Below are 21,258 nucleotides of genomic sequence, written 5' to 3'. Positions count from 1 at the left end.
GCGAACCCCAACGGGTTTTCACGCGTATGCGCCATGATGTTGGGCTCTTGAATCTGACGAGTCTCTGTCGACATGAAACGACTATTTCTGGCATTGGATATCCCGGACGCGATCAAGGAGGTCTTACTTGCCTTTCAGCCAAAGCCGGGCGTCGGCCTGCGTCCGCTGAGCAGGGAGGGGCTGCACCTGACCCTGTGTTTTATCGGGGTGGCGGATATCGAACGGGTGCATCAGGCCGTCCGCAGTGTCCAGACCCGGGAATTTTCACTTCAGATCAAGGGGCTGGGGCGGCTCCACCCCGCCAGGGGAGGCGTGCTCTGGGCGGGAGTGGAGCCCAGCGAAGAACTGACGCTATTGCAGAAGCGATTGTCCGCGGCGTTGCAGCAGGCGGGTTTTCAGGCAGAGGCCAGGGAGTTCCATCCCCATATCACCCTGGCGCGCTGCAAGCCGGGCGTGTCCAGGGTCAAGATCGAACGCTTCCTGGCGCAGGGGGAGCGGCTTGATCCGGGGCCCATCCGGGTTCGGGAGTTTGTGCTTTTCTCCAGCGATACCCGACCGGAAGGGGCGGTGTATCAGCTGGAGCGCAGCTACCCGCTGCACAGCAGCGATGAAAGCGAGCCCTGATCTCCGAAGCTATCCACTCCCACTCGCCCGGATCGGGCGGTGGGTGGCGACAGCTATTTGAGATTGGCGACGTAGGTTGCGACCGCCTTCATCTGCGGTTCGCTCAGGCGGATGGCGACCGCCGTCATCCAGGGGTTGCTGCGCCGACCGGTACGGTCACGGAACTCCTGAAGCATCTTCAGGACATAGTCGGTACGCTGACCCGCGAGACGGGCGTAGCCCTTCTCGCCATGTCCGTCCGTACCATGGCATTCGCTGCAGATGGAATTGAATAGTCGCTCCCCCTCGGGCAGCAGTGCGGGATCACCGCCACCGGACACCTTGGGCTCCAGGTTTGAGTAGTAGAGGGCGACCTTGATCTTGTCCTCGTCGCTGAAACTCTTGGCCAGCCCGCTCATCAGGTAGTCGTAACGGCGCCCGTCGCCGAAGCGCTGAAACTGATCCACGATATACACCGGGTTCTGGCCGGCCAGGTTCGGCACCAGCTCCTTCACCGCGGCACCGTCCTTGCCGTGGCAGGTGCGGCAGAGCACGGTCCTGTTGCGCCCCTCTTCAATGACCCGCGCCAGTTGCTTCGGGTCGCTCTTCAGCGCCTCGATGCGTGGCTCCAACTCCTGGATGATCTTCTCCTGGGTGGCGATATCCAGTTCGGCGGGCTGGGCATAAGCCAGGCCGAAGGTACCGATCAGCAAGATAGCAAAGGCACCGCCCAGTGCCAACATCGACATGTTCTTTATCATTATGTGTCAGTCTGTTGAGTAGAATTGATAGCAGCTTGTTTCCCCTCCGTATCCTATCACAAGGCAAAGACCAGGGGCACTGTGGGATTTGCATGCCGGGCTGCGCCCTGGCCGCACCGGATCAGTGCCGATTTGCGGCGAAAGGTGGGCGTTTGGACGGCCCGGGTCCAGAGGATAGGGTGCTAGGATTTGGTTTTGGCAAAGGCGGTGGCGAGCTGCTTGAATTCATGGGATATGGCGCTAATGCCAAACAAGTGTTCACGGCGATGAATGACATAATCCCAGCTGGTCCAACGGAGCTGTGAAAAATGATGACGGTGTCGGCGCGCCGTGGTGTGCATTTGCAAATGTAACAGAAGCTTGTGGAGTGGGTGCGTTACTTGCGGGCGTCCGACTTGGTGAGTTTACCCGGTGATTGTAAAAATCGACCTGGAGCGGCACCTTGTCGCGATATCGGCCCGGGGGCGGGCCTGCTGCAGGGTGCGATGCCGGACTTCAGTAGCGGTGCATTCCAGTAGTGTTTCTCTGCAATATTGGGTAAATCCAGGGTCCTGTATTTTCACCCTTTTCGACTACACGAAGCTAACGGTCGGAACCGGCACGGTCACTTCGTCCTTCACAACTTCCATGGCGACGAAGGAGTGCGTTTGATGGACATTGGGCAACTTGCCGATCTGGTGGCCCAACACGGCACGGTAGTGTGCGATGTCGTGGGTCCTGACCTTTAACAGATAGTCGAAATTTCCCGCCACCATATAACAGCTTTGCACTTCCGGGATAAGGCGTACTGCCTTGTTGAAGCGTTCGAGCGCATCGTCGCTGGTCTTGTCCAGCGTCACCAACACAACCAGTACATGACCGGCGCCGAGCTGATTCGGGTCCAGGTCGGCACGATAGCCGCGGATGATGCCGGCCTCCTCGAGTCGCCGCACGCGTTGTGCACAAGGTGTCTTGGTGAGGTTTACCCGGTTGGCCAACTCCACGATGGGCAGGCGCCCATGCTCCTGAAGCTCGCGAAGAATGTGTCGGTCTATGCGGTCTATCTTCATTAGCCAAATTACCTATAGAACCCGTATTAAGAGGGCATATGGTAATGAAATTATCATTATTTAGAGCCACTTCCTAGATTAAAAGGCAAATACTCAGGGTTCGCGCAAAAATAATTCCGTACTACCGAGGGCACCACTGGGCCACGCCGGCAAGGCACGCTTTGCAGGCAATGGCCATTCCCTTGGCAAAAGCGTAACGCCGCCAGCGGGGGGCCAGGGGCAATCGAATACCGGAACTTGTTCTTGCGCGAGCCCTTAGAACACCGGGGTCTCCCGATAGGTACCCCAGACGGCTTTCAGGGTCTCGACAATATCGCCCATGGTCGCCCCCGCCCGGACCAGCTCGATCGTCACCGGCAGGATATTGACCGAGGGATCCTTGGCTGTTTCCACCAGCTGTGCCAGCAGCCGGTCGACCTTGGCCTGGTCACGTTGAGCGCGTACCCGGCGGGTGCGGGCAATCTGCCGGTCGGCGGTGCTCTGATCGTAGGGGTGGGTGTGGATTTGCGGATCGGGCGTGTCGTCGACAAAGCGGTTTATCCCGATCACCGGTTTCTCTCCCGACTGCTTGCGCAGGGCGGTTTCATAGGCGAAGTCGGCGATCTGGCGCTGGAACCACCCCTCCTGGATGAGCCGCAGGGTGCCGCCGCGCTCCTCGACTTCGGCCAGGATCTCGAATATCCCCCTTTCGTAGTCGTTGGTCAGTGTCTCCAGGTAGTAGCTGCCGCCCAGCGGGTCGATGACCTGGGTGACGTTGGACTCCTCCGCGATCACCTGCTGGGTGCGCAGTGCCAGGCGCATCGCCTCCTCGGTCGGTATGGCGAAGGCCTCGTCATAACCGTTGGTGTGCAGCGACTGGCAGCCCCCCAGCACGGCCGCCAACGCCTGCAGCGAGGTGCGCACGACATTGACCATGTATTGCGGCTTGGTCAGCGAGGCGGCCGCCGTCTGGCAGTGAAAACGCAGGCGCATGGACTCCGGGTTTTGTGCGCCGAAGCGCTCCTTCATGATCCTGGCGTAGCAGCGCCGGAGCGCGCGGAACTTGGCGATCTCCTCGAAGAAATCGGCCTGGCAGACGAAGAAGAACGCCAGTCGCGGGGCGAACTCGTCGATCTCCAGGCCGGTCTCCAGCACCTCCTCGACATAGACGATGAGATTGGCCAGGGTGAAGGCCGCCTCCTGCAGCGGCGAGGCGCCGGCCTCGGAGATGTGGTAGCCGGAGATGTTGATCGGGTTATAACGCGCCAGATGCCCGGCGCAGTAGGTGATGCAGTCGCGCACGATGCGCACCGAGGGCGCGATCGGGAAGATGTACTCCTTCTGCGCCATGTACTCCTTGAGGATATCGGCCTGCACGGTGCCGGACAGCTTGTTGAGGTCATAACCGCGCTTTTCGGCCAGCACGATATACATGGCCAGCAGGATCCAGGCCGTGGGATTGATGGTCATGGAGACCGAGATGTGTTCAAGATCGATGCCGTCGAACAGCGCCTCCATGTCGGCGAGGGTGTCGATCGCCACGCCTTCGCGGCCCACCTCCCCCTCGCTCATCGGGTGGTCGCTGTCATAGCCCATCAGGGTCGGCATATCGAAATCGGTGGAGATGCCGGTCTGCCCCTGTGCGATCAGGTATTTGAAGCGCCGGTTGGTATCCTCACCGGTACCGAATCCGGCGATCTGGCGCATGGTCCAGGGCCGCGAGCGGTACATGGTCGGGTAGGGGCCACGGGTGAACGGGTAGCGACCCGGCAGGCCGATCACCTCGAGCTGCGTACCGGCCAGATCGGCGGCGGTGTAGACGCGTTTGACCGGGAAGTCGCCCAGGGTGAAAAACCGCTCTTTTCGCTCGGGGCGGCGCGCCGTGAACCGGCTGACCTCGTCGGCCTCCCACTGCTCCACCTCGCGGCGGATCTGCGCGGCGGCCTGGGCGGAGATGTTCGGAGTGTGGTGACGCTCATTCATGTTTGGATTCCCACGCAAGGAGGTTGGCGACGAGTTCCCGTGCCAGGGTATAAGGGTCCGCATCGCGATCGGCAAGCCGGCGTGCCAGCGGCGGGGCACCCTCGGCCGCTACTGCCGCGAAGCGTTCGGCCAGCAGGTTTTCAGCGGTTTTCCGCAGCCGAAAATCGGCGATCGCCAGGCGTCGCGTCTGGCCTGCCGCACTCCGCAAGGCCACGGCGCGATGCCGTGTGATGGCCGTGACCAGTGCGTCGATCCCCTCGCCGGAATAGGCGCTGACGCCGATGACCGGGACTTGCCAGTCGGTGGAGGCGGCCGCGGCGTGGCCCAGCATCAGCATCTGCTTGAGATCCATCAGGGTGCGGTCGGCATCGCTGCGGTCGCATTTCGAGACGACGTGGATATCGGCGATCTCCAGCGTGCCGGCCTTGATCGCCTGGATCCCGTCCCCCAGTCCCGGAGCCGACACCACGATAGTGGTATGCGAGGCGCGGGCGATCTCCACCTCGTCCTGACCGACCCCGACGGTTTCGATGATGATCGCATCGAAGCCCGCCAGATCGAGGATATCCACCGCCTCGAGGGTGGCGCGTGCCATGCCCCCCAGCGCGCCACGGGTGGCCATGGAGCGGATGAAGATGCCGGGGTCGGCGGCGAGTTCGCTCATGCGGATGCGGTCGCCCAGGATCGATCCGCCCGAATAGGGGCTTGATGGGTCGATTGCCACAATCCCCACCTTGTCGCCGGCCTGGCGCAGGCGCAGGGCAAGCCCGGCCACCAGCGTCGACTTGCCGCTGCCCGCGACCCCGGTAATGCCGATGACATGCGCCGCGCCGGTGCGCCGGTAGATGGCGGCGAGGGTGGGGCGCACCTCGGGCACGCCCGCCTCGGCGCGGGAGATCAGCCGCCCGACGGCCTGCAACTCTCCCCTGGCGGCACGCTCCGCCAGGGTGTCCGAGGGGATGTAGCTCATGGGGCGCTTCCCGTCCCGGCCTGGGTCCGCACCTCGTGGAACATGGCGCGGTCGTCGATCACCCGACGGGCCTTGAAATCGGTGCGTGGCAGCGAGCCCTGCGGCATCACCTCGGAGAGGGTACGCAGCCCCAGGAGTTTCCGCACCCGACGTGCCACATCCTGGCGGAATGCCTCGGCCCCGGCGGGATCGGCGGCGATGTCGCCGGCATATTCGACCTGCAGCAACAGCTCGTCCATGGTGGCATCGCGGGTGATGATGATGCGATGTTCGCCGCCGTACCCCGGCGTCTCATTGAGCGCCGCATCGATCTCGCTCGGATAGACGTTTTCACCGCGGATCGTGAACATGTCGTCGATGCGGCCGAAAATGCCGTTCGGCAGATGCGGGTAGGTGCGGCCACAGGGGGTCTCCCCATCGACCCACTGCGTCAGGTCACCCGACAGCAGACGGATCATGGGTTGCGAGGTGCGTTCGAGGTGGGTATAGACCGGGGTGCCGCGCTGGCCATAGGGGACCCGGGTCAGGGATTTCGGGTCGCAGACCTCGGTATAGACCACATCCTGCCAGCAGAGCATCCCCGCTGTTTCCGCCGACCCGGCGACATTCATCCAGGGCGTTATCTCCGCCATCGATCCAGAATCGAACACCCTGGCGCCGTACAGTGCTTCGAGCCGCTGGCGCACGCTGGGGATGGAGGCCCCGGGCTCGCCGGAGAAGATCATGTAGCGCAGACCGAAGTCGCGCGGGTCCAGTCCCTCGTCACTGGCCGTCTGCGCCAGATGCAAGGCATAGGTGGGTGTGCCGTAAAAACCGGTCGGCTTCAGCGCATCGAGCCATTGCGCGCAACGGGCGGTCATGCCAGCCGCCCCGGCACCGAACGGAAACGCCTTCGCGCCCAACCGCTCCGCGCCCGCCAGGGCACCCCAGCTACCCATGTAGAGGCTGAAGATCGCGGCGATGCAGAGCGTATCGCCCGGGCGCACCCCCATCGCCCACATGACCCGTGCATGGGCATTGGCGATCGCCTGCCAGTCGGCGCGGCCGATGGCGAACGTGGTGGGGCGCCCGGTGGTGCCGCTGGTGCCGTGGATATGGAATATCCCGGAATCGGGGATGCAGAGGTAATCGCCGAAGGGCGGGTGGGTGGCCTGCGATTCCCGCAGGTCCTGCTTGGTGACCACCGGGACCCGGGTTTCGAAATCCTCCAGGCTGCGCAGATGGTCGGGGTGAAACCCGGCCTCGTCCCACAGGCGGCGGTAGAAGGGCGCGTGCTCCCAGGCGTAGCGGCACACCTGTTGCAGCCGCCCGAGGATCGCCACCTCGCGCTCGGCGGCGGGCATGGTCTCGCGCCGGGGGAACCAGTAGCGGCTGTTCTCCGGGGGGAGATAGGAGGCATTGTAGGCGGGCGGGAAAGACCAGGATTCCATGGCGACCACCCTCAGCGTGCGCCGCGCTCGGCCACCAGCCGGCGCAACGTGGTGACAATGGTTTCGGGCGGGGTGTCCTGCAGCAGCACGGCGCGTACCCCCATCGCCTTGATGGCGGCCACATCCTCATCGGGCATCACCCCGCCGGCCACGACGATCATATCCCCTGCCCCGTACTGGCCGAGCAGGGCGAAGATCCTGGGAAACACCGTCAGCTGCGTGCCCGAAAGCAGGCTGACGCCCAACACGTCCACATCCTCCTGCACCGCGGCGGTGACCACCTCCTCGGGGGTGCGGTGCAGGCCCGAATAGATCACGTCCATCCCGGCATCCCGGAGTGCCCGGGCGACCACTTTCACGCCCCGGTCATGTCCGTCCAGCCCCACCTTTGCCAACAGCATCCGGATCGGCCCTGTTTCAGTCATGTCCCTTCTCCTCCATAAGCGAATACAGAGTACTGAATTCAGTATACAGAATAGGAATCAGTTGCTACTCTGTCAATGTGCCAATAAATATGGGAATGGTAACTACTCACGGGGTATGGATGTAGGGTGGATAAGCCGGTAGGCGCATGCCATCCTCAGGTCCGTAAACGGGTACATTCATGTACCACTCCTCGCCAATGCTCACGGAGTGATTGGCCTGCCTTGCCGGCCTCACACGATGGCTTATCTCCTCGAATCAGGCCCCATTTTCAGCGCCTGCCCAAACTCGCTTCGCTCAAACAAGGGCAGGCTTGAATCTGAAAACGGGGCCGGATTCGAGGCGCCATCAAGATCGGCCAACAAGGCAGGCCAATCACTTACAGACCGGGTGAGTAGTTACTGGAAATGTTTGTATGCTGTCTCAGTATGGGAGATCGGAATTGGAATCGCTAAAACCCGCCAAAAACCTGGTCGATCAGACCTATGAGGTGATCCTCGACGCGATTTGCAACGGCATGTTCAAACCCGGCGAGAGGCTGACCCAGGAAGACATTGCGGCGCGGCTCGATGTGTCGCGGCAACCGGTGACCCATGCGCTGGTGTTGCTCAAGGCACAGGGTTTTCTGGTGCAGACCGGGAAACGCGGGTTGATGGTAAGCGAGGTCGGTGCGTCGTTTTTCCGCGAAATCTACGAGTTCCGCTCGGCGGTGGAACCGCTCGCGGTGCGCCTGGCCACCCGCAGGCTCACGCCGCAATTGATCGTGCAGGGCCAGTCGCTGGTGGAGCATGGCCGCAACAGGGCGATGGCCGGCGATGCCGGGGCCTGCCTGCAGGCGGACATGGATTTCCACTCCTTCATCTATGACCTGTCCGGCAATCAGATCATCAGCGAGACGATGCGCCTATACTGGCTGCACCTGCGCCGCGCCATGGGCGAGGTCCTGCGCCATCCGGGCATGTCGATCAAGGTCTGGCAGGAGCATGGGCAGATCCTCAACGCCATGATCCGCGGCGATGCCGACAGCGCCGCCGAATTGATGTACAGCCATCTGGTGGAAGCGGCCAGGCGGACCGGTATCCTGCCTGCCTCGCCCGAGCCGCACGGTCAGTGACCCGCCGGCGATCACCACATCATATCCCCGTTGCATGGCACACTCCTGGATACGGCTTTCGTAACGGAATCTTCCGGTGGTGTCGGCCACTCCGTCGCCAGTCAGCGGGCAATTAAAGCGGCGCACCACCGCTGCCCCGTTCCCGTTGTCGCGGCTAACCGGACAGTTCAGGTTCGGATGGCAGCGGCTTCACGCTGTCGTAACCCTGGACGGGTGTTGTTGCGGGCTATTGTCAGTAGATTCAGTAGATTACTGAGCGCCCCTCGATCTCGTTTTTACGCCGCTGATACTCGTCGTTGCTGATGCGTCCGGACTGGTAGTCCTCCTTGAGTTCGTCCATGGCGCGCTTGTTCGAGTATTCATAGGCTGCGCCGCCAATCGCCGCCCCGCCGACCACCTCTTTTGTCGAGCAGGCGCTCGGGCCGAGTCCCACAAGTGCCGTCGTCAAAAGCAAAATCATGCTGAGTCGAAACATAAAGACCTCCTCCGCTGCCTATCTCTAACCCGATTATGTCCGGGTGTCCAAATCGCAGGGGGCAGTCATAATAGGCCGCCCCGTCCATATAAATATAGAACCACGGTGGCTGAAAAAATTCAGTGGGTTCGGGTTGCTTTCAATAAAAAGTATTGAAATACAGTTACTTGGCGTATGTTTTGAGCGTCCGGCGCATGAACCGCGCCGCCCGTTGCACGGCGTCCTGAGAAGCCAGGTCATCGGCCAGGGTGCGTACATGGGGCGGGCGGAAATCGAACCCGCGACCGACACCCGGATAGACAACAAGCTGTACCTGGCGTCCCGCCGCCTGCATCGAGGTGACGGCCGTTTCAATACTGCGGCGGCGCTGGTACTGCTCCTGCTCGCCGATGAAGATCATGGTCGGCAACAGCAATTGGTCGATCTCCGGTGCGTAGCGATAGACCTGCATCGGTTCCGGGGCGTTGGGATCCTGCAAGTGGGGATACCAGGCGACATAGCAGGCGGCCGCATCCGACTGTCGCTTGTGGGTGGTGGCTGCTTTCAGGGTCATGTAGCCGCCGCGGGTGTGCGACACCAGACAGGCCCGGCGGGTGGAGACGTCGGGGCGCGCCAGCAGCTGGTCGAGGCCGAGGCTCACATCCTGTTCCACAACATAATCGTGCTCGATCGGCAGCTTCTCGATGAAGTGGGCGCTGTAGACGTCCGGCGCCAACACCACGAAGCCGCGCGCGGCGATGCGCTTGACCTGGCGCTGCACCAGTTCATCCAGGCCGCGCCGCCCGTGTTGGTAGAGCACGGCGGGATAGGGCCGGTCGTCATCCGGGCGGGCGACCAGGGCGGGGACCGTGACATCGCCGCTGGGGTATTCGCTCCATTCGACCCGCACCGGGTGGTTATCGGGATTGGGGATCTGACCTTCCTCCCACCACTGCTCATCCCACCACCAGCTTTCGGGGCCGACGGGGTTTTGGGCGGGAGTATATTCCTGCGCCGCGAGATTCAGGCTCAGGGCGAGCAGTACCGCACCGATGATGATGGTTCTCATGTGTTGTTTTCCTCCAAGTGAACTACAGCTTTATTTACCAGATTATTTTTGTGGCTCATCTGGTGATTTATAATTGAGTCTATTCTTTATATTTTTAGCCGCGAATAAACGCAAATGAACGCGGATACGCCCATTGAAATCCAAGGCTTACATCTACGGACTACAAACCACAATGCCCAAGATAGAAATAACAGGTGTAGGATGCCGGTGAGCTTGCGAACCGCATCATTTGCGGTATGGCCTGATGCGGTTCGTGCCTCACCGGCATCCTACATCGCCGGCAAGTGCCGTGGCTGGATAAAGCCGCTACTCCTCGATCAGGATAAGCTACGCTATGTGCGTTCATTCGCGTTCATTCGCGGCTTCACAAACGCTATCCGCCTAGACCTCGGTCTGTTGCTCGACCTCATTGCCCCACAGCATCGCTTCGCGCCAGACGCCTGAGATCAGGTGTTCCTCGATCCGCAACACCTGGGCCTGGCGGCTGATCGCCTCGCTGTCGGCCGTTTCAATGGCGATTGCCAGCTTCAAATAATGACCGAAATGCCCCTGGCCGGATTCCAGTCCCCGGGCCAGCGGTTCTTGCAACGACAGAATCGGCAGCAACTGGTCCATGCCGACATCCAGCATCACATCCAGCAGCGACAGCAGGCCGAACAGGAACAGGCTGTCCGACTCCAGCGCTTTGCGCTCCGGGTCTTCGGCGAGCAACCGCTCGAAGAAACGTGCCCGCACGATGGACATGCGATACAGCTCCGGGGTGACCTGGCGGGCCCCCACATCCGACAACACCACCATCCGCAGCCAGTATTTGAGTCGCATCATCCCCAGCAGGGAGATGGCGTGTTGGATCGATTTAATCTTCACCGAAAAGCAGAAAGCCGCCGAATTGAGCAGTCGCAGCAGTCGGAAGGCGATACTGGGATCGCGTTCGATCAGCCGGGTGTAGTCCTGGGGGGTGGCATTTTGCTGTTCCAGTAACGTCAGGGTCTTGAGCTTGGAGAAACTGGTGGCCGACAGCTTCTTGCCGGAAATGGTCTGGGGATGGGCAAAATAGTAGCCCTGAAACAGATCGAACCCCATCTCCTGCAGATGGGGGACTTGGGCCGGGTCTTCGACCTTCTCCGCCAGGGTGAGCACCCGATCCGGCACCAGTGCGACCAGCGCGGCGATCTGCTCCAACTCCAGACCCAGCAGGTCGATCTTGATGATATCGGCATACTCCATCAACAGCGACAGGCTGGCTTCACCGCGGAAATCGTCAATGGCGATCAGGTAGCCCTCCTGTTTCAATTCGATAATCGCCTTGATTACCTCGGGGCTGGCGGTCACCGATTCCAGCACCTCGACCACGGTCACCCCGGGGGGCAGGCCCTTGGGGGCGCCGTTAAGCAACAGTTTTTCGGTGTAGTTGATGAAGATCCGCTTGGAGGGCTTGAAATCGGTGTCGGGGCAGACCAGGCCGGCGGTGGCGACACAGGCGGTGGCCAGGTCGTAGTCGTCTATCTGCGCCGTGCGGCAGTCGGCGCTCTTGCGATACAACAACTCGTATCCCCAGATCGAACCGCCACGGTCGAAGATCGGTTGCCGGGCAAAAAAGATATCCGAATAGAGGCTGTCCTGGGTCTGGTCTGGCATACGGTTGATCCTGAACGGAAACAATCACTACTGATTGTTTATTGCTTGTAAATCAAGCGTTTAGCGAGCGACTGGTAGTTTTTGACCCGTCGACGGAAAGAACGCAGGGGCACAGTATATACCGCTGATTGCCATAAGTGTGACGTGAATCACGCCGGCCGCGGTATCAGGATTAGCGCTGCACCGGTTCCCGTTGTCCCATCAGGATTAACAGCCCGCGGATCAACTGGGCCGGCGAAGGGGGGCAGCCGGGGATCTTCAGATCAACCGGCAGTACATTTTCGACCGCTCCGCAGGAAGCGTAATTGACCCCGAACTCGCCACCGTTGCAGGCGCAATCGCCGCTGGCGATGACGTAACACGGTTTGGCCATCGCCTCGTAGGTGGCGATCAGCGCCGCCTCCATGTGACGCGACACCGGGCCGGTCACCAGCAGTGCATCGGCATGGCGGGGCGAGGCGACGAAGTGCACGCCATAGCGTTCGATGGCGTAGTAGGGGTTGTTGAGGGCGTGAATCTCCAGTTCGCAGCCGTTGCAGGAGCCGGCGTCCACCATGCGGATCGCCAGGCTGCCGCGAAACTGCTTGTCGACCATCCGTTTCAGCTCCGGGGCCAGTTGCTCGATCTCCGCGTCGGTTGCCGGCTCCTCCGTGACCAGCCCGGTGCGGAAAATCTTATTAAACATACCCAACATGATTAGTGCTCCGTCAACGTGATAATTACGGATTCAGCGTCCCTGTGGCGTTGCGCAGCAAGGCGCAGTGCGCAGGCAATGGTTGGTTCCCTTGTCAAGCGCTGCAACGCGGCTGCGGGACGCCACAGGGACGCCCGAAGGGTGAGCTTGTCAGCGTCCATGGACGGCGTTGCGCCTCTTGCCAAGGGAAGCCGACCATTGCCGGCGAGGCGCGCCTTGCCATGAACGCTGACAAGCTCACTGAACTCGCAATTATCACGTTGACGGAACACTATAGATCCTGCCCCGCGTAGGAGCCGTTGATCGATTTATTGCAAACCGGAAAGTCGGGGACGATGTTGCCCTGGATCAGCTGCTCCAGCGCCGGCCAGTTGAGCCAGCTCGGGTCGCGCGGGAAGAAGCGTTCCACCCGCCCGTCGGTGTCCAGCGCCAGGTAGCTGATGATCTCGCCACGCCAGCCATCGACAATGCCCAAGCCCTCGCCGCCGCGGCCCCGGGGCATCGGTAGCCGGTGTTCGCCCGGCTCCAGCAACTCGACAAAACGCCGCATCAACCCCAGGGAGATGCCGATCTCGTCGGCGCGGATCTTGGCCCTGGCCGCCACATCGCCAGCGCGGTACCCCGGCACCGCCACCGTCACGCGGTGGTAGGGGGCGTAGGGGGCATCCCGGCGGACATCGAAATCACACCCGGAGGCACGCCCCACATAACCCAGGCAGCCCAGCTCGGCGGCCCACTCCGGGGTCAGCCGCCCGGTGGTCATCAGCCGGTCCTCCAGGGACTCCGAGCGCTCGATGATCTCGATCAGCTTGGCCACCTCGGATTCCAGCTCCTGGGTGCAGGCAAACAGGTGATCCGCCCCCTGACTGTCGATGTCGATTGCAACCCCGCCGGGAACGATCCGGTCCATCATCAGGCGATGGCCGAACAGCAGGGCGTTATCCCGCACCAGCCGCTCCTTCAGGCGGCTCAGTTGATAGTGGGGGAAGGCAAAGCCCACGTCATTGCAGATGGCGCCGATGTCGCCCAGGTGGTTGGCCACCCGTTCCCGTTCCGCCATGATGGCACGCAGCAGCTGGGCCCGGGGCGGGGGCTCGACCGCCAGCGCCCGCTCCGCCGCCTGGCAGGCCGCCCAGCTGTGGGCCACGGTGGAATCGCCGGAGACCCGGCCGGCGAGGCGGGCCAATCCGTCCAGGTCGCGTCCCCGCGCCAGTTTTTCGATTCCCTTGTGGACATAACCCAGATGCTTTTCCAGATTGATCACCGTCTCGCCCACGGCCTGAAAGCGGAAATGGCCGGGCTCGATGATGCCGGCATGCACCGGCCCCACGGCAATCTCGTAGACCGCGCTGCCGCTGGCCTGGATGAAGGGATAGCTGTCGTCCGGCGGCGTCGGGGCCGGGGGTTCGGCGGCCTGCCCGTCGCCGCGTAGGGGGAATTCGTCCTCCCGCCATGCCTGGTGACGGGTCCAGCGGCGGCTGTCGCACTGCCCCTCGAACGCAATGCCGAACAGGTCGTGGGCATGCCGCTGCGGCCGGTCGGCCGCCGGATAGAGGTGGGCGATCGACTCCAGCGGTTGCTGTTCCCCCAGGCGGGTCGACAGGATCAGGTAGCCGCCGCCCTTCTCCAGGCAGCTGAAGGCCTCAATCCCCGCCCCGGCCTCGCGCACCCAGAAGGCGGCCCAGCGCATGGCGCACTGCTTGCAGAGTGCCGTGGCGGGAGCCCAGGCGTGCGGCGCGATCTCAAGTTGCCGGGCCGGCAACAGACGCGCCGGGTGGTGATCGACCGTTTCGATGCCCGCCGCCGCGAACTGCTGTTGTATCTCGTTCAGCCAGGCTTCGCTCATAACAGTCCGCTCCCTGAAATCAGGATGGTCGCCTGGTCAAACCAGTGCGCCAGAAAATCGGGAATCGAGAGGCCCAGCCACAACACCAGGGCCAGATGCAGCACCACCGGCCAGACGGTGGCCTTGATCGGCATCAGGCCCTCCGGCCGGTTGCCGAAGACCATGGGATGGAGGTGGCGAAACAGGCCGGCAAAGGCGATCCCGAGACCGACCAGCAGGGGTATGGTCAGCCAGGGCAGGCTCTGCATGGTGGCGCTGAGCAGCAGGAACTCGCTGGTGAACACGCCGAACGGCGGAAAACCGGCAATCGCCAGGGTGCCGATCAGCAATCCCCAGCCTACCGCCGGCTGGGTCTGGATCACGCCGCGGATGTGGTCGATGGACTGGGTGCCCGAGAGCTGGCTGGCCTGGCCGACGGTGATGAAAATCGCGGACTTGGTCAACGAGTGCACCGTCATGTGCAGCAAGGCCCCGAAGGTGGCCAGCGGGCCGCCCAGCCCGAAGGCGAAGGTCATCAGCCCCATGTGCTCGATGGAGGAGTAGCTGAACAGGCGTTTGATATCGCGCTGGCGATGCAGGAACAGGCCGGCGACGATAAACGACAGCAGGCCGAAACTCATCATCAGATAGCCCGCCAAGTGGGGGGCATGCTCGCCACCCCCCGCGAGAGCCCCGTCCACCAGCACCTTGACCCTGATCACGGCGTAGAGCGCGACGTTGAGCAGCAACCCCGAGAGTACCGCGGACATCGGTGTCGGACCCTCCGAATGGGCGTCGGGAAGCCAGTTGTGCAGCGGCACCAGGCCGATCTTGGTGCCATAGCCGACCAGCAGAAAGACAAAGGCGATGCCCATCACCGTGGGTTCCAGCTCCGTGGCGTGGCGGATCAGGGAACTCCACAGCAGCGCCTGATCCGGCCCATCCACCACCTTGGCGGCCGCCAGGTAGATCAGCACGGTACCGAACAGCGCCTGGGCGATACCGACACCGCAGAGGATGAAGTACTTCCAGGCCGCCTCCACCGAGGCCGGGGTGCGGTAGAGACTCACCAGCAGCACCGTGGCCAGGGTCGCGCCTTCCAGGGCCACCCAGAGCACGCCGAGATTATTGGTCGTCAGCGCCAGCAGCATGGTGAACATGAAGGCCTGGAAGCTGGCGTGATAGAGGCGCATCTGGCGTTCCGAGACCCGGCCGATCTCGAACTCGTGCAGCATGTAGGTGCGGGAGAAGACCGAGGTGGTGAAACTGACCAGATTGGTCAGTGCCACCAGGTAGACGTTGAAGGCATCGATATAGAAATATTGATTGTCCAGCGCCCCCTGACGGAGTACCGCATTGGCCAGCCAGATCGAGAACAGGAAGCCGGCCAGGCTGATCAGGATATTCAGCCGCGCCGCCAGCCGGGTCCCGGGGATCAGCGCCAGCAGCAGGCCGCCGGCCAGCGGCGTGAGCAGCGTCCAGAACAGCGCACTCATTCGTCCACCTCCGTCAGCTGGTTGAGCATGTCCACGTCCAGGGACTCGATGCTGTCACGGATATGGAAGAAGAAGACGCCGAACACCACGGCGGCGATCAGCACGTCAAAGGCGACCCCCAGTTCCACCACCATCGGCATGCCCTGGGTGGCGGTCACGGCGCCAAAAAAGAGGCCGTTCTCCATCGACATGAAGCCGACCACCTGGGTGATCGCCTTGCGCCGGGTGATCAGCATCAACATCGACAGCAAGACCACCGCCAGACTGATGGCGATGGCATCGCGGGTGATCGATTCGGCAAAACGCTGGATCGGCAGCGCGACGCTGTAGCAGAAGATCACCAGCGCCCCCGCCGCGATCAGCACCACCCCGGGTCGCAGCAGGCTGTCGAGGTCGCGCAGGATACCGAGCCGTCGCGCCTGGCGGGTCAGCAGCCAGGGCACGAACCAGACCTTGAGCAGCAGCGTCAGCCCGGCGGAATAGAACAGGTGGTACTCGCGGGTGTCGAGCGCCACCAGCGCGGTGACCACCACCAGCAGAAAGCCCTGCAGGGCGAACAGCCTGATCGTGGCCACCACCCGGGACTGGGCCAGCAGGGCGAAAGATGAGACCAGGACCATGGCGGCCAGGGTCAGGATCGCCTGTTCGGTGAGCGTCAGATGGGAATAGGTGTCGAGAAAGCCGCTCATTTCGAGGACTCCAGGATGACAAAGCTCAACATGCCGATCATCGCCAGCGCGAAACTCATCGCCAGGAAGGTGGGGACCTTGAACAGCCGCATCTTGGCCACCGCCGTCTCACCCAGGGCCAACAGCAATCCCAGCAGCGACAGCTTCACCGCGATCGCCACCGCGGCCACTCCGAGACCGGCAGCGGAGGCGCTCTGGGCGATACCCCAGGGGAAAAACAGATCAATAATCAACACCGCGTAGGTGGTCAGTTTGAGCTGCGAGGCCAGCTCCATCATGGCCAGATGCCGGCCACTGTATTCGAGGATCATCGCCTCGTGGATCATGGTCAGCTCCAGATGGGTGGCGGGGTTGTCGACCGGTATGCGGGCGTTTTCCGCGATCGCGACCATGATCAGGGCAATCAGCGCGAACAGGATGGAGGGGCGCAATACCGACTGCTGCTGCAGCCCGTGCTCGACCAGGGTCGAGAGGTTGGTGCTGGAGGCCACCATGGAGAGGGTAAACACCACCATCAGCATGGCCGGCTCGGCCAGGGCGGAAACGGTCATCTCCCGGGAGGAGCCCATGCCGCCGAAGGCCGTACCCACATCCATACCCGCCAGCGCCAGGAAAAACCGCGCCAGGGCGAACAGGCCGACCAGCACGATCACATCGGCCATGGCGCTGATCGGCTGGTGCAGGATCAGCAGCGGCACCACCGAGGCGGCCAGCACCGTGCAGCCGCAGATGATGTAGGGGGCACCGCGGAACAGCACCGAGGCGTTGTCCGCCAGCAGCACGTCCTTGCGCACCAGCCGCAGCAGATCCCGGTAGGGCTGCAGCAACGACGGCGGGCGGCGGTTCTGCAGCAGGCACTTGAGCCACTTGATCCAGCCCGAGAACAGCGGCGCCAGGAGCACGAACAGTGCCGTCTGCAGCCAGACGAATACCCAGTCGGCAGGGTTCAGGAAATCAACCATAACAACACCACCAGGGTCACGAATGAATAGGTAAGATAGTGCCGGAGATTACCGGTCTGCAGCAGGCCGACCTTGCGGGCGCTGGCCTGGATCAGTTTCATCACCGGCTGGTAGAGCCAGCGCCAGGTAATGTCCTCGATCTGCAGCTGGTAGCCCAGTTGCGTGGGATGACTGCGCAGTTCCGTGGACAGCTCACGTTGCTGCTCTTCCTGCACCCGCCAGACCGGCCGGAAGATCTGCTGGATCGGCATCACAAACGCGGTGCCGGTGTACTGCATGTTGGGGGTGAGCCGACCGAATCCACAGCCCCAGGCCGGTCCGCGCTGGATCGGTTTCAGGCGCCGGTGTTTGCACAGCAGCAGATAAACCGCACCCCAGGCGAGCAGGGCCAGGGTGACGCCGAACAGCACCATCGGCCCGCTGTAGCTGGCCACCTCCGGCGCCACCGGCGTCAGCCAGAGCCAGCCGTGGGCGGTCGCCGAGGTGACATGGCTGCCGGTCAGTCCCGCCACCACGCGGCTCAGGATCGCCACCGTCGGCGCCCCGAGGATGCCGAAGAGCAGGCACAACCCGGCCAGCAAGCCCTGAGCCCACAACATGCCGGAGGTGCCCTCGCGGGCGTGCTTGACCCGCCGCGAGCGGGGCTGGCCAAGAAACACGATGCCGTACAGCTTGACGAAGCAGGTGGCCGCCAGGGCCCCGGTCAGCGCCAGCATCGCCGCGGTGATCGGCACCACCGCGCGCAGCACGCCGCTCTCCAGGATGGTAGCCTGCAGCGCGGTCTGGAAGGTGAGCCACTCCGAGACAAAGCCGGTGAACGGCGGTAGCGCCGAGATACTGATACAGCCGATGAGGAAAAACAGCGCCGTCCAGGGCATGCGCCGGATCAACCCGCCCATCTTGCCCATGTCATGCTCATGCGTCTGTTGCAGAATGGTGCCGGCACCCAGGAACAGCAGGCTCTTGAACAGGGCATGACTGAGCGCGTGATAGAGCGCGGCGATCAGCCCCAGTGACCCCAGCTTGGGATAACCGGCGCCGATGAATAGCACCGCCAGCCCCAGGCCGATGAAGATGATGCCGATATTCTCCACCGAGGAGTAGGCGAGCAGCCGTTTGACATCGTTCTGCATCAGTGCGTAGAGCACCCCGAACAGGGCGGTGACGCTGCCGACGATCAGCAACACCACCCCCCAGCTCCAGTACAGGGTGCCGATCAGGTCAAAGGTCAGGCGCACGAAACCGTAGATCGCCACCTTCAGCATCACCCCCGACATCAACGCCGAGATATGCGACGGGGCCACCGGATGCGCCTCCGGCAGCCAGGCGTGCACCGGGAACATGCCGGCCTTCATGCCGAAACCGAGCAGACCGAGGCCGAAGGCGACGCTGGCCCAGATCGGCGCCAATTGAATGGCGCGAAACGCGTCGAAGGTGAAGGCGCCGCCAAACGAAGCGAAGATGCCAAAACTGAGCAGTATCAGCACCGCGCCTATCTGCGCCATCAGCAGGTAGAGAAAGGCGGCCCGGCGATTGGCCGGCTGATGGTGCTGGTAGGCCACCAGGAAATAACTGGAGACCGACATCAGCTCCCAGGCGATCATGAAGAAGAACGCATCGTCGGCCAGCACCACCAGCTGCATGCCGATGATGAACAGCGAGGTCATCAACCCCAACAGTCCCAGCGGATAGGGGCCACGCAGATACTCCCGCACATAGCCGGGACCGAACAGGCTGCTGGTGATGGTGCCGATGCCGATCAGCGCCAGGAAAAAAGCCGACAGACCGTCCATGCGCAGATGCCAGGGCAGCCAGGGCAGGCCGAGCGGCAGCGTGCCGTTGAACCCCGGATTGCCCAGCAGCACGACGCCCGCCGCCAGCAGGGCCGCCAGCCCGGCGAAACCCATCAGCGGAAACACCAGCCAGGTAATCCACAAACGCCGGCGCCCGACCAGCATGGAAGCCAGAGCCGCGGCGAACAGCAGGCCGAAGGAAACGGCTGTCAGCAGGGTGGAAGAGAACTCACTCATAGCACCGGCATCCCGATTCAGAATTTGAGACGTACACCGCGCCCGCCGGTGTCACTGACCATGCCTTCGGAAATCAATATCGCCCCCGCCGCCTCCAGTGCATCGATCACCTTGACCAGCGACTCGACATTGCCGCGGACATTGCCCTGGCTCGCTTCCATCCGCTGGATGGTGGGTACCGAGAGGCCGCACGCCTGGGCCAGCTTCTTCTGGTCCATGCCCAACAGGGCGCGTGCCGCTTTCATCTGCGCGGAGGTAATCATAGGGGAATACTCATTATTTATGCTGTAAATATCTTTAATGTACTATTAGATATTACTAACCATGTCTAAGATACACATATGCATGTTTAATATATCACTGGGATTTGTGGATTATCAAGCCCGAGCCTTGTCCAATATGAAATGAGTCTGAAGCCAAAGCAGGAGAAGATTTTCGCGGCGAAGCCTCAACCCCCCCCAGCTGACTCAGTTATCCTTGAGCAATTTCTGATTTAAAACATCTATAATAAAATATAGGCTGATTATCAGTTTAATTAACGTTATTTATAGTATATATTATGTTTAATTAACTTTTATTAGTTATTTAATTGGCAAATAATATATTTGCCGATGGAATAGGAGACAAAAATGGCAAGGCCACAAGGTATAAAGCTGATTCAAAACAAACTGAAAGAGTTAAGAAACTCCAAAAGCCTAAGCCAAGAAGAATTGGCTGATGAAGTCGGAGTTACTCGAACTTGCTATATAGACTGGGAAGTAGGTAGGTCGGGACCATCAACAAAAAATTTCGAAAAATTAGTTACGTGCTTAGCTGTGCGGCCTGAGGATCTCAAGATTAAGGATGAAGATCATAATCAAGCGAGCCTTCCAGGTCCTGTGACTGGCTCATCTCACAAAAACGTTAATTTGAAATCCACAAACTCCGCTGTTGAATTGAGAAAACTGATTTTAGGTACTAACCCCGAATTTAGATATGACTTCGACCCAGAGCAGGAGGTTGCTGAAAGAGCGGCAGATTGTATCCAGCTCATTGAATTACTTGCCAATGAATTTAGTTCTGCAAGTGAAGAAATACGCGTTGTAGGCCGCCTTAACACGCTGCTTAAAGAATTAAGCGGAGAGAAAAGCGGCATTACTTTATACGTTGGAACCTTCGAATCAATAGATGGAATACGCATCGATCACCAAAATATTCCGGACAATTGCTATGGATCAGATTTTTGGGCGCGTAGAAATACTACCAAGAAAAGCCTCATTGAATTTTCTTCATTAAGCTCCAAAGAAAAGATTTGTCGTGTCAATACTGGATACAGTGCAAAGAGCATTGATGAAAGTGTGAAATTCTATAACGAACTAATCAATGGATATTATTTTAGTTCCCCTTATGGCAACGATGCGTTATTCCATTCTGACTCTCCAGAAGAATTTTTTCGTGCGTGTATGACTTATTTCGATGAAAGCTCGTGGGGTGGGCTCGAGTCCCTTGTTAGTGAAATAACAAGCAAGAAGTACAGAAAGCATTTCCGAAAGATCATAAAACAAATGAAGTCTAAAGAGTCTGAACGCAGGAATCAAAAGCCAGGGACAGTATAGAGATGACCCACACAAAACACTCTTTCACTCGCCAAACCCAAAGGGCTATTCCTCCAGTGGTTGTTGACCTTCTTTATGAATTCGGAGAGGAAACACATGACCATCATGGTGGGGTAATCAAGTATTTCAATAAGAAGTCTCGCAAAAAAATTCATAACGTCATTGGTCGAGGCACATACAAATGTATTGAAAGGAAACTCAACGCGTATCTTGTTGAATCCGGCAAACAAATTGTGACGATTGGCTTTCGATATCGTCGAATCAATCGTCACTAATACTGCATAAACTGAGGTAGCAGAATGATTAAAACGCACAGATTTATGATTACCAATAAGCGAGTGACGAAATCAGCAATGATCGCTGCTGTATCTGGAGCTGCACTCATAGCCGGAGGACAGTTCCTGGTATCGGTAGGAGCTGGGATTCTAGTTATATCCCTAGGTATGGTTTCAATAAATGTACTACGGGGAAGCTAATTATGTGGATAAGTAGAT

19 protein-coding genes are annotated in these 21,258 nt (G+C 60.7%); 3 read left to right on the top strand and 16 right to left on the bottom strand.

Translation table 11 applies throughout. The annotated features are described in order from the left end of the window. The first annotated feature begins 72 nt into the window (after nucleotides 1-72). On the top strand, nucleotides 73-624 hold the full coding sequence (thpR, locus tag NPX02_RS14160) for an RNA 2',3'-cyclic phosphodiesterase (protein WP_260294400.1): 552 nt from the start codon (nucleotides 73-75) through the stop codon (nucleotides 622-624). Nucleotides 625-677: 53 nt separating this feature from the next. Here thpR and NPX02_RS14155 read toward each other — a convergent pair whose 3' ends face one another. From NPX02_RS14155 to NPX02_RS14130, 6 genes are all read right to left on the bottom strand, one after another. Further along, nucleotides 678-1,352, bottom strand: coding sequence for a c-type cytochrome (locus NPX02_RS14155; RefSeq protein WP_260294399.1), 675 nt, complete (start codon nucleotides 1,350-1,352; stop codon nucleotides 678-680). 584 nt (nucleotides 1,353-1,936) lie between these two features. Beyond that, nucleotides 1,937-2,413, bottom strand: a complete 477-nt coding sequence (locus NPX02_RS14150; RefSeq protein ID WP_305792887.1) for an Lrp/AsnC family transcriptional regulator — start codon at nucleotides 2,411-2,413, stop codon at nucleotides 1,937-1,939. Between the two features lie 255 nt (nucleotides 2,414-2,668). After that, a complete protein-coding gene (locus NPX02_RS14145) occupies nucleotides 2,669-4,375 on the bottom strand; it encodes a methylmalonyl-CoA mutase family protein (RefSeq protein ID WP_260294398.1) in 1,707 nt (568 codons plus the stop codon). Continuing rightward, a complete protein-coding gene (gene meaB / locus NPX02_RS14140) occupies nucleotides 4,368-5,345 on the bottom strand; it encodes a methylmalonyl Co-A mutase-associated GTPase MeaB (protein WP_260294397.1) in 978 nt (325 codons plus the stop codon). Before meaB ends, NPX02_RS14145 begins: the two co-directional genes overlap by 8 nt. Further along, nucleotides 5,342-6,775, bottom strand: coding sequence for a phenylacetate--CoA ligase family protein (locus NPX02_RS14135; RefSeq protein ID WP_260294396.1), 1,434 nt, complete (start codon nucleotides 6,773-6,775; stop codon nucleotides 5,342-5,344). The genes meaB and NPX02_RS14135 overlap by 4 nt, the downstream gene beginning before the upstream one ends. An 11-nt stretch (nucleotides 6,776-6,786) precedes the next feature. Next, a complete protein-coding gene (locus tag NPX02_RS14130) occupies nucleotides 6,787-7,200 on the bottom strand; it encodes a cobalamin B12-binding domain-containing protein (protein WP_260294395.1) in 414 nt (137 codons plus the stop codon). A 440-nt stretch (nucleotides 7,201-7,640) separates the two neighbouring features. Between NPX02_RS14130 and NPX02_RS14125 the strand changes: the two genes are divergently transcribed. After that, the gene (locus NPX02_RS14125) at nucleotides 7,641-8,312 is read left to right on the top strand and encodes a GntR family transcriptional regulator (protein ID WP_260294394.1); all 672 of its coding nucleotides are present in this window, start codon (nucleotides 7,641-7,643) and stop codon (nucleotides 8,310-8,312) included. A 241-nt stretch (nucleotides 8,313-8,553) separates the two neighbouring features. Here NPX02_RS14125 and NPX02_RS14120 read toward each other — a convergent pair whose 3' ends face one another. From NPX02_RS14120 to NPX02_RS14075, 10 genes are all read right to left on the bottom strand, one after another. Beyond that, nucleotides 8,554-8,760 (bottom strand): SHOCT domain-containing protein, encoded by a 207-nt coding sequence (locus tag NPX02_RS14120; protein WP_260294393.1) that lies wholly within the window; start codon nucleotides 8,758-8,760, stop codon nucleotides 8,554-8,556. Nucleotides 8,761-8,950: 190 nt separating this feature from the next. Continuing rightward, a complete protein-coding gene (locus NPX02_RS14115) occupies nucleotides 8,951-9,835 on the bottom strand; it encodes a dienelactone hydrolase family protein (RefSeq protein WP_260294392.1) in 885 nt (294 codons plus the stop codon). A gap of 381 nt (nucleotides 9,836-10,216) precedes the next feature. After that, a complete protein-coding gene (locus tag NPX02_RS14110) occupies nucleotides 10,217-11,473 on the bottom strand; it encodes an EAL and HDOD domain-containing protein (RefSeq protein WP_260294391.1) in 1,257 nt (418 codons plus the stop codon). 172 nt (nucleotides 11,474-11,645) lie between these two features. Next, nucleotides 11,646-12,158 (bottom strand): NADH-quinone oxidoreductase subunit B family protein, encoded by a 513-nt coding sequence (locus NPX02_RS14105; RefSeq protein ID WP_418067340.1) that lies wholly within the window; start codon nucleotides 12,156-12,158, stop codon nucleotides 11,646-11,648. A gap of 280 nt (nucleotides 12,159-12,438) precedes the next feature. Next, nucleotides 12,439-14,013, bottom strand: coding sequence for a hydrogenase large subunit (locus NPX02_RS14100; protein WP_260294389.1), 1,575 nt, complete (start codon nucleotides 14,011-14,013; stop codon nucleotides 12,439-12,441). Beyond that, a complete protein-coding gene (locus tag NPX02_RS14095; protein WP_260294388.1) occupies nucleotides 14,010-15,488 on the bottom strand; it encodes a hydrogenase 4 subunit F in 1,479 nt (492 codons plus the stop codon). Before NPX02_RS14095 ends, NPX02_RS14100 begins: the two co-directional genes overlap by 4 nt. Continuing rightward, a complete protein-coding gene (locus NPX02_RS14090; protein ID WP_260294387.1) occupies nucleotides 15,485-16,177 on the bottom strand; it encodes a formate hydrogenlyase in 693 nt (230 codons plus the stop codon). The genes NPX02_RS14095 and NPX02_RS14090 overlap by 4 nt, the downstream gene beginning before the upstream one ends. Continuing rightward, nucleotides 16,174-17,139: a respiratory chain complex I subunit 1 family protein gene (locus NPX02_RS14085; protein WP_260294386.1), complete on the bottom strand. Its 966-nt coding sequence runs from the start codon at nucleotides 17,137-17,139 to the stop codon at nucleotides 16,174-16,176. The genes NPX02_RS14090 and NPX02_RS14085 overlap by 4 nt, the downstream gene beginning before the upstream one ends. After that, nucleotides 17,124-19,169: a hydrogenase 4 subunit B gene (gene hyfB / locus NPX02_RS14080; RefSeq protein WP_260294385.1), complete on the bottom strand. Its 2,046-nt coding sequence runs from the start codon at nucleotides 19,167-19,169 to the stop codon at nucleotides 17,124-17,126. Before hyfB ends, NPX02_RS14085 begins: the two co-directional genes overlap by 16 nt. Nucleotides 19,170-19,186: 17 nt before the next feature. Further along, nucleotides 19,187-19,432, bottom strand: a complete 246-nt coding sequence (locus NPX02_RS14075; protein ID WP_260294384.1) for a helix-turn-helix domain-containing protein — start codon at nucleotides 19,430-19,432, stop codon at nucleotides 19,187-19,189. A 366-nt stretch (nucleotides 19,433-19,798) separates the two neighbouring features. Between NPX02_RS14075 and NPX02_RS14070 the strand changes: the two genes are divergently transcribed. Further along, nucleotides 19,799-20,764 carry a helix-turn-helix transcriptional regulator gene (locus NPX02_RS14070; protein ID WP_260294383.1) on the top strand — a complete coding sequence of 322 codons (966 nt, stop codon included), beginning with the start codon at nucleotides 19,799-19,801 and terminating at the stop codon, nucleotides 20,762-20,764. The last annotated feature ends 494 nt before the right edge of the window (nucleotides 20,765-21,258 follow it).

The sequence above is a fragment of the Sedimenticola hydrogenitrophicus genome, assembly GCF_025175675.1.
GTDB classification, from domain to species: domain Bacteria; phylum Pseudomonadota; class Gammaproteobacteria; order Chromatiales; family Chromatiaceae; genus Sedimenticola; species Sedimenticola hydrogenitrophicus.
This window is presented reverse-complemented; position numbering and strand designations above follow the sequence as displayed.